General features: G+C 74.2%; 12 protein-coding genes and 1 pseudogene. 6 read left to right on the plus strand and 7 right to left on the minus strand.

The genetic code is table 11. From position 1 onward, the window contains the following. The first annotated feature begins 305 nt into the window (after nt 1-305). The 4 genes from ACSTA4_RS16165 to ACSTA4_RS16180 all read left to right on the plus strand — a co-directional run bounded on the left by ACSTA4_RS16165 (nt 306) and on the right by ACSTA4_RS16180 (nt 6,856). Nucleotides 306-1,598 (plus strand): DUF222 domain-containing protein, encoded by a 1,293-nt coding sequence (locus tag ACSTA4_RS16165; RefSeq protein ID WP_444964194.1) that lies wholly within the window; start codon nt 306-308, stop codon nt 1,596-1,598. A 463-nt stretch (nt 1,599-2,061) separates the two neighbouring features. Next, nucleotides 2,062-5,166, plus strand: a complete 3,105-nt coding sequence (locus ACSTA4_RS16170; RefSeq protein WP_444964195.1) for an SNF2-related protein — start codon at nt 2,062-2,064, stop codon at nt 5,164-5,166. Continuing rightward, nucleotides 5,163-5,879, plus strand: coding sequence for an SWIM zinc finger family protein (locus ACSTA4_RS16175; protein WP_444959986.1), 717 nt, complete (start codon nt 5,163-5,165; stop codon nt 5,877-5,879). The genes ACSTA4_RS16170 and ACSTA4_RS16175 overlap by 4 nt, the downstream gene beginning before the upstream one ends. A 140-nt stretch (nt 5,880-6,019) precedes the next feature. Beyond that, the gene (locus ACSTA4_RS16180) at nt 6,020-6,856 is read left to right on the plus strand and encodes an SAM-dependent methyltransferase (RefSeq protein ID WP_444959987.1); all 837 of its coding nucleotides are present in this window, start codon (nt 6,020-6,022) and stop codon (nt 6,854-6,856) included. A 148-nt stretch (nt 6,857-7,004) separates the two neighbouring features. On the opposite strand, the gene pcaDC is transcribed toward ACSTA4_RS16180, so the two are convergent. The 6 genes and pseudogenes from pcaDC to ACSTA4_RS16210 form a co-directional block, all read right to left on the minus strand. After that, complete coding sequence (pcaDC, locus tag ACSTA4_RS16185; protein ID WP_444959988.1) at nt 7,005-8,141, minus strand: bifunctional 3-oxoadipate enol-lactonase/4-carboxymuconolactone decarboxylase PcaDC; 1,137 nt, start codon at nt 8,139-8,141, stop codon at nt 7,005-7,007. 82 nt (nt 8,142-8,223) lie between these two features. Beyond that, nucleotides 8,224-9,627: a 3-carboxy-cis,cis-muconate cycloisomerase gene (pcaB, locus tag ACSTA4_RS16190; protein WP_444959989.1), complete on the minus strand. Its 1,404-nt coding sequence runs from the start codon at nt 9,625-9,627 to the stop codon at nt 8,224-8,226. Between the two features lie 87 nt (nt 9,628-9,714). Continuing rightward, nucleotides 9,715-10,278, minus strand: a complete 564-nt coding sequence (pcaG, locus tag ACSTA4_RS16195; protein WP_444959990.1) for a protocatechuate 3,4-dioxygenase subunit alpha — start codon at nt 10,276-10,278, stop codon at nt 9,715-9,717. Beyond that, a complete protein-coding gene (gene pcaH / locus ACSTA4_RS16200; protein ID WP_444959991.1) occupies nt 10,275-11,039 on the minus strand; it encodes a protocatechuate 3,4-dioxygenase subunit beta in 765 nt (254 codons plus the stop codon). Before pcaH ends, pcaG begins: the two co-directional genes overlap by 4 nt. 184 nt (nt 11,040-11,223) lie before the next feature. After that, nucleotides 11,224-11,406, minus strand: a pseudogene (locus tag ACSTA4_RS16205) (CoA-transferase subunit beta); the annotation flags it as partial. Nucleotides 11,407-11,665: 259 nt separating this feature from the next. Continuing rightward, entirely contained in the window at nt 11,666-12,334 is a 669-nt protein-coding gene (locus ACSTA4_RS16210) for a sulfotransferase family protein (RefSeq protein ID WP_444959992.1), read from the minus strand. A 228-nt stretch (nt 12,335-12,562) separates the two neighbouring features. Between ACSTA4_RS16210 and ACSTA4_RS16215 the strand changes: the two genes are divergently transcribed. Beyond that, nucleotides 12,563-13,366: an IclR family transcriptional regulator domain-containing protein gene (locus tag ACSTA4_RS16215; protein WP_013153316.1), complete on the plus strand. Its 804-nt coding sequence runs from the start codon at nt 12,563-12,565 to the stop codon at nt 13,364-13,366. 151 nt (nt 13,367-13,517) lie between these two features. On the opposite strand, the gene ACSTA4_RS16220 is transcribed toward ACSTA4_RS16215, so the two are convergent. Beyond that, nucleotides 13,518-14,042: a CGNR zinc finger domain-containing protein gene (locus ACSTA4_RS16220; RefSeq protein ID WP_444959993.1), complete on the minus strand. Its 525-nt coding sequence runs from the start codon at nt 14,040-14,042 to the stop codon at nt 13,518-13,520. A 25-nt stretch (nt 14,043-14,067) separates the two neighbouring features. Here ACSTA4_RS16220 and ACSTA4_RS16225 point away from each other — a divergent pair, with 25 nt between their 5' ends. Beyond that, nucleotides 14,068-14,235, plus strand: a complete 168-nt coding sequence (locus tag ACSTA4_RS16225; RefSeq protein ID WP_444959994.1) for a hypothetical protein — start codon at nt 14,068-14,070, stop codon at nt 14,233-14,235. The last annotated feature ends 10 nt before the right edge of the window (nt 14,236-14,245 follow it).

Consider the following 14,245-nt stretch of genomic DNA (forward strand, 5'->3'; position numbering starts at 1 on the left):
GGAGCAACCACCGGAGGGCGACCAACGCCCGGGGTGTGGGGGCGGCTCGGCTCTGCTGCGTCGGCACCAACGGCAAGCAGGCCCTCCGGCCTCGAGCAACGCTTCCGACTCCCGTGGTCAGCGCGGGCGACGATCGCGCCAACGACAAGAGGTAATTCTGGGCGCGCCTTTTCGGACACCTTTCCAGTTCGCCCTAACTGTGGGCCACAAAGGAGGGGCAGCCTTCAGAAAGAAAGGCGCCACATTCGCGCTGTGAATAGTGGAGAAAAGGCGGACGCTCGCCTATAATAAGAAGTATGGAGATGATGATCGCAGCACCCAAGGCGGCCCCCGGGGAATGTTCCCCGGCCGTGGCCGCGCTGGCCGGTGCGCGCGAAATCATCGACCAGGCGCTAAATGTCGAAGTGCCGCCCGGGGCGGACGAGAGCGCGGCTGAGGAGGTCGCGGCGCTGTGGGCCCAGCTGGACCAGATCCGGTACCAGGCTCTGGCGAGGATGGCGCGTTTGTACGCGCGCGGTGCGGTGGCCCGCTACAGCGGCTACTCCACGTTGGACAAGTGGTTGGTGCACCACGGCAAACTGCCCACCGCTCAGGCCAAAGATTTGGCGCGGCTGGCCCAGAACGTGCACGAGGAGACCCTGCCCGCCACGGTGGAAGCGGTGGAGAAGGGCACAGTGGCCTTGGGTGAGGCGGTGGTGATCGCCAAGGTCACCGACAAAGCCGTCCAGACCCGCGACGCCCAGCATTTCCCTGAGGAACAGGAGTATCGGGGCGGCTTTGAGTCGGCGTTGGTGGCCGCCAAGCAGGAGCGGCCTGCGTTGTCGGTCAACCAGCTCCAGGCGGTGGCCCGCCAGGTCGCGCATCGTTTGGGCCCCCACCGCCTGGACCGCGACCATGAGGCGGCTCACGCCGCCCGTGGTTTGAGCCTGCACGAGACCTTCCAGGGCAGCTACCAGCTCCAGGCCTGGGGCGGGTCCGGGGATGCGTTGGTCGTGCGCGCGGCCATCGACACCTTCACCACCTCACCCGGAGAAGACGACACCCGGACCCGGGCCCAGCGTGAGCACGACGCGCTCATCGCGGCGCTGCGTTTTGCCACCACCCACACCGGATGCACCAACGTACCCGCCCCGCTGGCGCAGATCCGCATCGTCGTACCGGTGCAGACCTACCTGAACGCCCAGGGTCAGGAGGTTCCGGCGCTGGACGAGAACGGCCGGGTCATTCCGGCCGGTGTGGTGCACGAACTTGCCGCCGACTCTGAGGTCGTGCGGATGCTCACCGCCCCACCCACCGGACAGGTCCTGGACGTGAGCCACAGCCGCCGCCTGGCCTCAGCCCGCCAGCGCACCGCCGCCTTCCACGGACACACCACCTGCGCCCACCCGGGCGGATGCGAAGTGCCGGTGGCGTTCTGTCAAGCCGACCACGTCACCTCCTTCTCCCGAGGCGGGCGCACGGTGGTCGCGAACCTGCAACCGCTGTGCGGGCCGCATAACCGGGCCAAGTACCAACGCGAACTCCGCACACACCAACAGCAGGGACGGGGACGAGATCATCCGCCCGACAGGGTTGCGGTTCCGCCGCCCCGGGAGTGACCTCGGCCGGGCCGGTCCCCGGTATGCCCGCGCCCGACAGGCGGCCCGGGCCTGTGCCGTCGTTGTCGCTGCCACCGTTGCCCGCCTTCGCCATGGGGGCCAGCGGCGTTGCCCAAGGCCGGAGGGCCCGCTCGCCTTTGGTGCCAACGCAGCAGAGCTCAGCCACCCGGCTTCGGCCAGCGTTGCCCGTGGCCTACGCCACTTCGCGGCAGCTGGCGCCACCGCCGGAGCGAGCGACCATCCCCGAACCCCGACCGTTGACCGCCTTCCCACAGCAGAGCCCACAGCAGAGCCCACAGCAACGCCCATGACAGCGCCATGGCCGTGCCCATGGCAGCTCCACGGGTTCCCAGGCAAGGGACCCGGCACCGGGCGAGGTGTGTTCCTCCACAGCTCGCGTCACGGTCTGTCGTCCTCCCCGGCCATACTGGGGCCGATGATCGGCGAGGACGCGGGAGGTGCGGTGCGGGTTCTGCACGGCGTGTGGACCGGGGACGCGCTGGCGGTGTGGGCCGAGTCCGCTTCCTCCACCCCGCCTCCGGACGAGACTGCCGCCTCCGCCCCACCCCCGGCAGAGCGCGCCCAGGGCCGGGCGCGCCCGCACCCGTTCGCCCTGGAGGCCCACGAACTGCGCGCGCTCCTGGCGGACGCGGGTATCAGGACGGACGCGGGGAACAGGCCGGACACGGGGTCCGAAGCGGGCGCGGTCACGCACGGAACCCTGGACCTGTCCCTGCCCGGGGACACCTCCGCCCCCTTCTCCTCCACCGGCGCACCCGGCACCGCCCCGGCCGCCTTCCACCCCTGGCGGGTGCCCGCCCTGCGGCTGGACGCCGCCTCCGCCGAGGCCCTCCTGGCCGCACCCGCACGCGACGTCCCCGACACCACTTCCGGACCCTCGCTGGCCCACCTGCGCGCGGTCCGCGACTTCGCCGAACTCCTGGTCACCTCCGGGTGCGTGCTGCCCGACCTGGTGGGCGACCCCGCCCGGGCCCGCTGGCGGCCCGCACCGCTGGACTGGGCGGAGGAGCACCTGGCCGCGCTCACCGGCGCCCTGCCGCCCTCCGCCCGCGCCCACCTTCCCGGGGAGCCGCCCGACGCTGTCGCCCGGGCCTGCGTGCTCGCACCCCTGGAACTGCTCACCGACGCGGCGGCACGCCGCCTGGCACGTCCCAGCCGCGCGCACCAGGCACGGACCGGCCCGGTGAGCCGGGACCGGACCGGTCCGGAACAGACCTCCGACGACGGGGCGGCCCCCGGCCAGCGGCTGGCCGCCGCGCTCACCGGCGACCCGGGCGGGATCGACACCGGGACCGCCGCCCGGTTGCGCGGGCCCCTGCGCGAGTGGCGCTCGCGGGTGCGCGGCGCGGGGCGGGCGGCGCTGCTGTTCCTGCTGCGCGAACCCGACCGGGCGGGGCCGTGGGCGCTGGAGTTCTGGGTGCGCTCGGTCAGCGACCCCGGCCTTCGCCTGCCCCTGGAACAGGTGTGGCAGGGCGAGGGCGCCGCCTGGCTGCCCGCCGACGTGGGCGCCACCGCCCTGGCCGACCTGCGCCGGGCCGCGCGCCACCATCCGCCGCTGCGCCGCGCGCTGCGCGACCTGGCCCCGGCACGGCTGCTGATGGGCACCGAGGACGCCGAGCGGTTCGTCGCCGAGGGGGCCGCCCGGCTGAGCGGCGCCGGGTTCGGGGTGGTCCTGCCCGAGTGGCGCGGCAGGCCCGCGCTGGGCCTGCGGGTGGCGGTCGAGGAGGCGCCCCGCAGACGCAGGGGCGGCGGGGTGGGCCCCTCCGAGCTGGTCAACGTGTCCTTCGAGGCCCTGCTCCAGGGGCGCGACGGCGAGGAGTCCGTACCGCTCGGCGAGGACGAGTTGGCCGAACTCGCCGAGCTGGCCCGCCTCAAGCGTTCTCTGGTGCGCGTGCGCGGCCGGTGGCTGGAGGTGGACCCCGAGCGGATCAGCGCCACCCTGGACCTGGTCAAACGGCGCGGCGGCCACTGGATGCGCGCCGACGAGGCGCTGCGCACGGCCATCGGGGTGGAGGGCACCGCTCCCCTGCCGGTGACCGACGCGGTCGCCTCCGGTCCGCTGGGCGCGCTGCTGGACGGGGGCGCCAAGGCCGAGCCGCGCCCGATGGGCACGCCGTCCGGCTTCCAGGGTTCGCTGCGCCCCTACCAGGACCGGGGCGCGTCGTGGCTGCGCTTCCTGGGCGAGCTGGGGCTGGGCGCGGTCCTGGCCGACGACATGGGCCTGGGCAAGACCGTGCAACTGCTGGCCCTGCTCACCGACGAGCGGCTGCGCGAACCCGCACCGGGGCCGACCCTGCTGGTGTGCCCGGTCTCGCTCGTGGGCAACTGGCGCCGCGAGGCCGAGCGGTTCGCGCCCTCGCTGCGGGTGCACGTCCAGCACGGCCCGGACCGGCCCTCGGGCAACGCCCTGGCCCGTCTGGTGGGCTCGTGCGACCTGGTCGTCACCACCTACGGCGTGGTCACCCGTGACAGCGAGGAGCTGGCGGGCATGCCCTGGCACCGGGTGGTGTGCGACGAGGCGCAGGCGCTCAAGAACCACGGCACCCGGCAGGCCAGGGCGGTGCGGTCGCTGCCCGCGGCCACGCGGATCGCGCTCACCGGGACCCCGGTGGAGAACAACCTGGGCGAGCTGTGGTCGGTGATGGAGTTCGCCAACCCGGGGCTGCTGGGCACGGCGGCGGCCTTCGAGCGGGCGGTCGAGGGCGAGGAGGGGCCCGACACCGCGCTGGTGCGCCGCATGACCGGGCCGTTCGTGCTGCGCCGCCTCAAGACCGACCGGTCGATCATCTCCGACCTGCCCGAGAAGCTGGAGATGCGCACCTGGTGCACGCTCACCCCGGAGCAGGCCTCGCTGTACAAGGCGGTGGTGGACGAGATGGGCGAGCGGCTGGCCGAGGCGACCGAGAAGGAGCGCAAGGGGCTGGTGCTGGCGACGATGTCGCGGCTCAAGCAGATCTGCAACCACCCGGCGCAGTTCCTGGGGGACGGCTCGGCGCTGTCGGGGCGCTCGGGCAAGCTGGAGCGGGTGGAGGCGATCCTGGCCGCGGCCGCGGCCGAGGGCGACAAGGCCCTGTGCTTCACCCAGTACGCGCGCTTCGGCGAGCGCCTGGCCCCCTACCTGCGTTCGCGTCTGGGGGTGCCGGTGCTGTGGCTGCACGGGGGCACGCCGCGGGCGGAGCGGGAGGAGATGACGCAGCGCTTCCAGGAGATGGAGGGCCCCGCGGTGTTCCTGCTCTCGCTCAAGGCCGCCGGGACGGGGCTGAACCTGACCGCGGCCAACCACGTGGTGCACGTGGACCGCTGGTGGAACCCGGCGGTGGAGAACCAGGCCACCGACCGGGCGTTCCGGATCGGCCAGCGGCGGGACGTGCAGGTGCGCAAGATGGTGTGCGTGGGCACGGTCGAGGAGCGGGTGGACGAGATGATCGAGCGTAAGAGCGCGCTGGCCGACGGCGCCGTGGCCACCGGCGAGGCGTGGCTGACCGGGTTGTCGGTGCGGGACCTGCGCGAGGTCGTGCGGCTGTCCCCGGAGGCGGTGGCCGAGTGAGCGTGTGGTCGCCGCTGTTCGCGCGGGCTCTGGGGGAGCCGGGCCTGGCCGCCGGGAGCGCGCGGGTGGAGCGGCTGTCGGTGCGTCCGGGCGAGGTCACGGGGCGGGTGCGCGGCCCGGGCGCGCACGAGGTGAGCCTGATCCGGACGGTGCCGCCCGAGGCCGAGTGGGAGCGCCTGTGCGCCGCGCTGGCCTCCCAGCCGGTGTTCCGCGCCCGGATCCTGGCCGGTGAGCTGCCGGTGGCGGCGGCCCGGGTGTTCTCGCTGCTGGGGTGGGACCTGGTCCCGAGCGGGTGGGACGCGCTGGTGGCGACCTGCTCCTGTGACCGGTGGGACGCCAGGTGCGCGCACCTGGTGGCGGCGGTGGCGGAGCTGGGTGCCGAGGCCGACCGCGACCCGTTCGTGCTGACCCGGTGGCTGGGCCGGGAGCGGCGCGCGCTCGTGGCGCAGGTCAAAGCGTTTTCTCCGGCCGCCGCAAAAGGATTTTCGGGCGAAGAGCCGACAATCGGGGAAAATGACGGAGAAGCGGCATTGGATACCGCCGCCGAACCGACTCCCCCGGCGGGCCCGGCGGACCCCGGCTCGGCCGCCGCGTTCTGGTCCGCGCCGCCGCTTCCCGCCCGGCCGAGCCCTCCGGAGGGCTCCGGCGAGCGCGTCAGGGCCGCGGCTCCCGGGCTCGTGGCCGATGATCTGCCCGGTTTCGGACAACCGTGAACAGGGACCGGAACGTGAGCGTATAGGACACCGAATACGCACTTCGAACTTTGTTGTGGAAAACTCCACAAGGCCGTGGGATCACGGTTACCATTCGGCCAGAGAACTCGCCTCGTCACTTCTTCGGATGGGTATCCTTCATGGCCGATCACTTCCCCCCCAACATCGACATGGAAACCCCCAGTATCGCACGTATGTACGACTACCTCCTGGGGGGAAAGGACAACTTCGAGGCCGACCGCAAGGCCTGTGAGGCGATCGCGGACGGCGTCCCCGAACTGGTCGCCTTCGCCAACGACAACCGCGCCTACCTCTCGCGCGCGGTGGAGTACGTGGCGGCCCAGGGGGTGGAGCAGTTCCTCGACCTGGGGGCCGGGCTGCCCACCGCCAACAACACGCACCACGCGGCCCAGCAGGCCAACCCGCGGGCCCGGGTGGTCTACGTCGACCACGACCCCATCGTGCTCGCGCACGGCCGGGCGCTGATCAGCGACAGCGGGCAGACCTCGTTCCTGCTGGCCGACATCCGCGAGACCGACGAGATCCTGAACTCCCCGGAGACCACCAGGCTCATCGACACCGACCTGCCCGTGTGCGTGATGCTGGTCTCGCTGCTGCACTGCATCCCCGACGACAGCGACCCCTTCGGCATGGTGCGCGCCCTCATGGACCGCCTGGCCCCGGGGTCGTGCCTGATCTCCTCCCACATCGTCTCCGACGACCCGGCCTCCGCCGCGTGGATGACCGACAAGATCCTGTCCTTCGGCACCCCGTGGGGCCGGGTGCGCAGCCCCGAGGAGGCCTCGGCGGTCTTCGACGGCCTGGAGCTGGCCAGTCCCTGGCTCGACGGGCGCGACGGGGGGCCCCGCGCCGTGGACTGCGCCACCTGGCGCCACCCGGACACCGACCCCGTCGCCCGCCCCGCCGACCCCAGGGTCAAGCTGTGGGAACTGGCGGGCGTGGCCTTCAAGCGCTGACCCGGCGGCCAGGCGCGACGAGGCCCGTGCCCGACCGGGTGTGTCCGGGTGGAGGACCCCGGTGGGCGTCGGGCCGCGGGCCCCGCGCCCCGGGCCGGGTGCGCGGGGGCGCTGGTCAGCGCACGACCCTGACCAGCGCTCCTCACCACTACCCGTCCTGTTCGGCGAAGACCTCCTGGGCGATGCCGAAGGCCCGGTTCGCGGCGGGCACCCCGCAGTAGACGGCGGCCTGGAGGAACACCTCGCCGATCTCGTCGGGCTCCAGCCCGTTGCGCAGGGCGGCGCGCACGTGCATGGCCAGCTCGTCCCAGTGCCCGTGCGCGACCAGGGCGGTGAGCACCATGCAGCTGCGGGTGCGGCGGTCCAGGCCCGGGCGGGTCCAGACCTCCCCCCAGGCGTAGCGGGTGATGAGGTCCTGGAACGGTTCGGTGAAGCCGGTCGTGCGCGCCCGGGCCCAGTCCACGTGCTCGTCGCCCAGCACGGCGCGGCGCACCCGAGTTCCCGCTCCGTGGCGGTCGGCGGACGCGAAGTGCTGGGTGAGCAGGGTGTTGACCGCGGCGCTGCGCTGCCAGGACAGCAGATGCGCGGCCTCCTCCAGGACCACCAGGCGGGCGCCGGGGACGCGTTCGGCGATCAGCTCGGCGTTCCCGGCGGGCGGCGTGGAGGGGTCGTCGGCCCCGGCGACGACCAGCGTGGGCGCGCTGATCCGGTGCAGGTCCTCGCGCACGTCGTGGGTCCCGATGGCCTCGCAGCAGCCCGCGTACCCCTCCGGCGCGGTGGCGGCGACCTGCTCCCGCAGCACGGCGACCTCGGCCGGGCGGTCCTCGGCGAAGGCCGGGGTGAACCAGCGCTCCACCACCGAGTCCGCCACGGCCCCGGTGCCCTCGGCGCGCACCAACGCGGCGCGGTCCCGCCAGTTGCGGGCCGGGCCCATGTGGGGGGAGGTGGCCAGCAGGGCCAGGCGGTCGACGCGTTCGGGGTGGTGGACGGCCAGCCACTGGCCGACCATGCCGCCGATGGACAGCCCCGCGTAGTGGGCGCGTTCGAGGCCCAGCCGGTCCATCAGCGCGATGACGTCGCCGCCCAGGTCGGCCATGCTGTAGGGCCCTTGGGGGACGGGTGAGCCACCGTGTCCGCGGTGGTCGAAGCGGATCACCCGGAAGACGGTCGAGAGGGCCTCGACCTGCGGGTCCCACATCCGCGTGGTGGTGCCCAGGGAGCCGCCGAGCAGCAGGGGCGGCGCGTCGGCCGGCCCGCTCTCGGTGTGGTGCAGGTCAACGCTCATCGAATCCTCGTGCTCCTTCGTCTTCGTCGGTGGTTCCCGTGCGGCCGGTGTCCGCCGCGGGACCGCTGTCCCCCCGCGGTCGTCACCCGCCGTGCGCTCGGTCCGTGCGGCCGGTGCCGTCCTCGGGGCCGGTGTCGGCCGCCTCGCCGGTCCTACCCGATCCGGCGCCGGTGACCCGGTCGGTGAACACCGGGGCCGAGCCCAGGTACCCGGACGGGTCGAGCAGCGCGCGGATCCGCTCGCCGCCGCGGACACCGTCGAGGCGCCGGGTGAGGACCCCGGCCAGTTCCCGGCCTGAGTCCACGGCCTCCCGGCAGGCGTCGGCGACCAGGCGGTGGGCCTCCGCGCGGCCGAGTTCGGGGGCCAGGTCGGTGGTGACGCGCTCGGACAGGGCCAGGCCGCCGGTGGCGTCGAGGTTGGCGCGCATGCGCGCGGCGTCCACCCTCAACCGGGCGGCGCTGGTGCGCAGCCAGGCCACGGCGGCGCCGGTGCGGCGCAGCAGGTCGGTGAGGGGCAGCCACTCGGCGTGCCAGCTCCCGGCGGCCCGCTGGTGCTCCTGGATCTGGGCGGCGAACAGGTTGGCGACGAGTCCGGGGGCCTGCCGGGCGCTGGCCAGGGCGCTGACGGCCGCGACGGGGTTGCGCTTGTGCGGCAGGGTGGAGGAGCCGCCGACACCGGGGCCGCCTTCCTCGACCAGTTCGCCCACCTCGGTCTGGGCGAGGAGCACGATGTCCTGGGCGGCGGTGCCGACCGCCCCGCAGGTCCGCCCCAGGGCCCCGGCCAGTTCGGCGATCCGGCCGCGCTCGGTGTGCCAGGGCAGGACTGGTTCGGCCAGGTCCAGGCGGGCGGCCAGGGCCGCGGTGACGGCGGGTCCGTCCGCGCCGAGGGAGGCCAGGGTGCCGACGGCGCCGCCGAACTGCACGGCCAGGCGGTGTTCCAGCACGTGCTGGAGCTGGTCGGCGGCCTCGGCCAGCCCGTTGGCCCAGCCCGCGGCGACCGCGCCGAAGGTGGTGGGCAGCGCCTGCTGGAGCAGGGTGCGGCCGGGCATGGCGGTGGCGCGGTGGGCCCCGGCCAGTTCCCGCAGGTGGTCGGCGAGCGCGCGCAGGTCGGTGAGCAGGGCGGCGCCCGCGCGGCGGGCGAGCAGCATGGCGCCGGTGTCCATGACGTCCTGGCTGGTGGCGCCCCGGTGCACGTGCCGGGCCGCCTCGGGGTCGGTCTCGCGCACGCGGGCGGTGAGTTCCCCGACCAGGGGGATGACCGGGTTGCCGCCGTCGGCGGCGGCCCGGCCCAGCGCGGAGGGGTCGTAGCGGTCGGCGCGGCAGGCGTCGGCGACGGCCTCGGCGTGCCGCACCGGTAGGACGCCGGTGTCGGCGAGGGCGCGCGCGAGGGCGGCCTCCACGTCGAGCAGGGCCTGGAGCCAGGCGGTGTCGTCGGTGAGCGAGGCCAGCGGGCCGTGGTCGAGGACGCCGTCGAACAGACCGGTCACGGGTTTCCTCCAGGACTCGTCGTGGCGCGGGGGCGGCCGTGGTGGAGGGGTCCGCCACGGCGGCCGCCCCGCGCCGGTCCTCCTCCCTCAGACGTCGAAGAAGACGGTCTCCCCCTCGCCCTGGAGGCGGATGTCGAAGCGGTATCCGTCCTCCGCGCGGCGGGCGACGAGGGTGGCGCGGGCCTCGGGGTCACCGATGCTCCCCAGTACCGGGGCGGCGGCGTTGGCGGCCTCCTCCTCGGGAAAGTACACGCGGGTGATGACCCGGTGCAGCATGCCGCGCGCGAACACCGACACGTCCACGTGCGGCGCCTGGTCCCCGTGCGGCCCCGGGACGGCGCCGGGTTTGAGGGTGAGGACGCCGTAGTTCCCGGCGGCGACGGTGGGGCAGCGGCCGAAGCCGCGAAAGCCCGGGCGGGACCGGGCGCCGCGCGGGTCGTCGGGGTGGTCGAAGCGGCCGTCGGGGTCGGCCTGCCAGGTCTCCACGAGGGCGTCGGGGACGGTGGCGCCCGCACCGTCGTACACGGTGCCGCGGATCCACACCGCGCCCGGCGTGCCCTCGGCCACGGCGTGGGGTCCGTCCGGCCAGGGCAGGCCGATGTGCAGGTAGGGGCCGACCGTCTGGGACGGGGTGGTGGGGTACCCGGTCACTCGGCGTCCTCCAGGATCTCTTCCTCGGACTCGAACGGGGTCTGTTCGCGCCCGCGCAGCACGATGTCCCAGCGGTAGGCCAGCGCCCACTCGGGTTCGGTGGCCTCGTGGTCGTAGGCGGCGAGCATGCGCTCGCGCGCCTCGGGGTCGGGGACCGAGTTCCACATGGGGTCCTGGAAGAACAGCGGGTCGTCGGGGAAGTACATCTGGGTGACGAGCCGCTGGGTGAAGGCGCGGCCGAACAGGGAGAAGTGGATGTGCGCGGGCCGCCAGGCGTTGCGGTGGTTGCGCCAGGGGTAGGCGCCGGGGCGGACGGTGACGAACCGGTAGCGCCCCTCGGCGTCGGTCAGCGCGCGGCCCATACCGCTGAAGTTCGGGTCGAGCGGGGCGGGCCAGTTGTCGCCGCTGTGGCGGTAGCGTCCGCTCGCGTTGGCCTGCCAGACCTCCACCAGCGTGTGCGGCACGGGCAGGCCGTCGCTGTCGCGCACCCGGCCGTGCACGATGACGCGCTGGCCCTGGGGCTCCCCCTCGTGCTGGCGGGTGAGGTCGTGGTCGAGCGCGCCGAGGTGGTCCTGACCCAGGACGGGCGCGGTGATCTCGGTGAGCGTGTGCGGGAGCAGGGTGAGCGGGCGCCGGGGGTGGCGCAGGGCGGTGCTCCCGTAACCGGGGTAGTCCAGCGGCGGGTGGCTGTCGTGGTCGCGGACGTAGCCGGGCACGTACAGCCCGGGCGCCGTGCGGGCCTCGTGGGGCGGGGTGGGCATGGCGGTGTTCCTCCGTCTTGTGCGGCTCCGGCCTTGTGGCGGCCGCGGGGGGTGGGGAGGGCTGTCGGGCCTGGGGGAGCGACGGGCGGGACGCCCGGCCGGTCCCGGCGGCGCGGACGGGACCGGTGCCCGCGCCCGTCCCTCAGGCGGCCCCGGTCAGGGAGCGCGGCACCGCCAGCTCCTCGCCGGCGCCGCGCAGTCCCGGGCGCTCGCGATCGCCGGGGCCCGAGCCGTGGCCGACCGGGGTGACGAAGTCGGTCTTCTCGACGAAGGCGCGGGGGCTGTGCCGCACGACGACGACCTCGCGGCAGGAGGCGGCGATCCCGGGGGCGCCGCCCGCCCCGGGCAGGCGCGCCCTCGGGTCGGCGTCCTCGTCCAGGGGCACGATCATGGAGCGCTCCCGTTCGGCTAGCGAATGGATGTTCTCAGAGCGAACATCTTGGCTATGACGGTAACGCTGTTCCCGAACGCGGTCAAGGCACGCGTGAGGACCGCACGGTGCGTGCGGTGGAGTGGTTCCGCGAGAGGTCGGCCGTCCGCCGACACGCCATGAGGACCCGGGGCCAAGGCTGGGTGGAGCGGGAACGGAGCCAGGCGGCGCAGAGCCCGGTCAGAGGGGAGTCCGGTCAGTTCACCGGTTCGCCTCGCCGCCAGCTCTCGTGCTTCGCGCGCATCTCCTCGGTGTCGTTGAGGCGGGGGAAGGGCTCGTCGGGGACGTCGGCGCCCAGGAAGGCGCACAGGCGCTCCCACCCCTCCCCCGCCCGGTACACCAGCAGCCGGTCGGGCGGGACCTCCGCGACCACGCGGGCCGTGTGCCGCTCGAAGGCTTCCACCGCGGTCGCCTCGTCGGGGATCTCGCCGGGCGGCACACCGAAGTGCGCGAGCCACATGCGTTGGAGTAGGAGCTCGATCGTGTCCATCTGGGGCGGCACCCCCGCCACGCGGGGGTCGGTCCCGATCTCGCGCACCATCTCGAAGATGGTCGCGCGCATGCTCTCGTACCACCGGTGCGGGTCGCGGACGGTGAGCAGGACCCTCGCGTGCGGGAAGACGTCGACGAGCTCGCGCCAGAAGAAGGACAGCGGCCAGTCCACGCCCGAGCGCCAGCCCTCCAACAGGCGTGGCCAGTCCACCTCCCCGGCCGGCGTGTCCGTGATCGCGGCCCAGCGGCCCGCGAGTTCGGCGGAGGACATCACCTCGGACATGTGGTGGCAGGGGCCGAAGCCGAGCCGTTCCAGCGCCGCCTTCACCGACGTCGTTCCGGTGCGCGGGAAGCCCGCTCCGATCACGTCCACCTTCGTCCCCCTCGGTCGTCCCAGGGTTCGGCGCCCAGAGCAGGGCCACCCCTGATCACTCTCCGTTCTAGCACGAACACGATGGGCATGAGGGGCTGTCTCCGATATCCGGATGGCGGAGGCCCGGCGATGCCCCCGTGCACGGGCCCCGCCGCTCCGTCCGACGGGTGTGAGAACCTTTGCGGGGGCCGCGGCCAGCCGCCCCCGCAACCGAACCGGGAAGAGCAGATGCCGACCGAAGAAGAAGAGGCCCGCGGCGCCCACTTCGTGCAGTCCCTGGAGCGCGGCCTGACGGTCATCCGCGCCTTCTCCGCCGAGCGGCGCTCCATGACGCTCAGCGAGGTCGCGCGCGAGACCGACCTGACCCGCGCCGCCGCACGCCGTTTCCTGCTCACACTGGTGGACCTGGGCTACGTGCGCACCGACGGCAGGCTGTTCTCGCTCACACCCCGCGTGCTGGAGCTGGGTTACGCCTACGTGGCCTCCGCCGGGCTGCCCGACGTGGCCCAACCCCACCTGGAGGACCTGTCTGCCCGGGTGCACGAATCCGCCTCGGTGTCGGTGCTGGAGGGAGACGACGTGCTCTATGTGGCGCGTGTGGCGACCTCGCGGATCATGGCGGTGGCCATCCGGGTGGGCACCCGCTTTCCGGCCTCGGCCACCTCGATGGGCCGGGTGCTGCTGGCCGGGCACGACGACCGGAACCTGGACGCCTACCTGGCGCGGGTGGAGCTGGCCCCGCTGACCCGGTTCACCATCACCGACCCGGCCGAGCTGCGCGCCGAGCTGGAGCGGGTGCGCGAGCAGGGGTACGCCATCGTCGACCAGGAACTGGAGGAGGGCCTGCGCTCGCTGGCCGCGCCCATCCGCGACGGGTCGGGCCGGGTGATCGCGGCCGCCAACGTGTCCGCCCACGCCAACCGGGCCTCGATCGAGGACGTGCGCCGCGACCTGCTGCCCGCGCTGCTGGAGACCACCGCGCGCATCGAGGCCGACCTGGCCTCGGTGGCGCGCCGTGACGCGGGCTCCTGAGCCTCTCCCCTTCTTCCGGTTCCCCACCGCTCGGCGACGCGGGAGCCCTCCCGGCGGGGGCCCGCCCGGTCGCGCACGCCGCGACGCGGGTTCCGGCTTCGCCGGGGCGGGGGCGGCGGGCCGGTCCGCCTCCCCTGCCCCGGGCCGCGCTTCAGGGCCGGGCCGCCCGGGCGCGGTGGCGCCGGACGGCGTCGCGGTTGCCGCAGGCGGGTGAGCAGTAGCGCTGGCGTCCGCCACGCGAGAAGTCGGCGTAGACGCGGTCGCAACCGTGCGCCGCGCACCGGCCGAGCCGGTCCATGCCCCGGCCGGTCAGGTGCAGGGCGGTGCCGACGGAGACCAGTGCGGCCACCTGACGGTGGGCGGGCAGCAGGTCGGGGCGGTAGTGCAGGTGCCACCCGGTGCCCGCGTGGTCGGTCAGGCGCGGGGCGGCGGAGAACTCGATGAGCAGCGGGTTGAGCCGTTCCGCGCGGGCGGGCGCGTCGGCGGCGTCGACCACCCGCGTCCAGAGCTTCAGGAACTCGCCGACGGCGGCCACGTCGTCCTCGCCCACGGGGCGTTCGAGGAGGAAGCCCACTCCCGCGCAGCGGCGCTCCAGGTCCGCCACACCGCTCAGCGGCCGGTTGACCAGGTCCACGGCCAGGGTCACCGGGTCCCGGCCGTAAGGGTTGAGATGCATAATGCCATTACACCAGACTGGCCCGATGCACACACGGCACGAACACCACTGGACCACCGAGTCGGACCACACCACCAGCGAGGGCGTCGTCGCCTACCAGCGCTGCGCGTGCGGGGGGCGCAGGGTGACCCTGACCCGGGCCTTCGGGCTGCTCCAGGACGACCTGGCCTCGGTCGGCCCCGGGCGGGGATGAGTCGGCGCGG

The organism is Nocardiopsis sp. M1B1, assembly GCF_052466615.1.

Coding starts and splice junctions, on each gene's coding strand:
- ACSTA4_RS16165 (WP_444964194.1), top strand. CDS start 306: ATGATCGCAGCACCCAAGGCGGCCCCCGGGGAATGTTCCCCGGCCGTG.
- ACSTA4_RS16225 (WP_444959994.1), top strand. CDS start 14,068: ATGCACACACGGCACGAACACCACTGGACCACCGAGTCGGACCACACC.
- ACSTA4_RS16215 (WP_013153316.1), top strand. CDS start 12,563: ATGCCGACCGAAGAAGAAGAGGCCCGCGGCGCCCACTTCGTGCAGTCC.
- ACSTA4_RS16220 (WP_444959993.1), bottom strand. CDS start 14,042: ATGCATCTCAACCCTTACGGCCGGGACCCGGTGACCCTGGCCGTGGAC.
- pcaH (WP_444959991.1), bottom strand. CDS start 11,039: ATGCCCACCCCGCCCCACGAGGCCCGCACGGCGCCCGGGCTGTACGTG.
- ACSTA4_RS16180 (WP_444959987.1), top strand. CDS start 6,020: ATGGCCGATCACTTCCCCCCCAACATCGACATGGAAACCCCCAGTATC.
- pcaDC (WP_444959988.1), bottom strand. CDS start 8,141: ATGAGCGTTGACCTGCACCACACCGAGAGCGGGCCGGCCGACGCGCCG.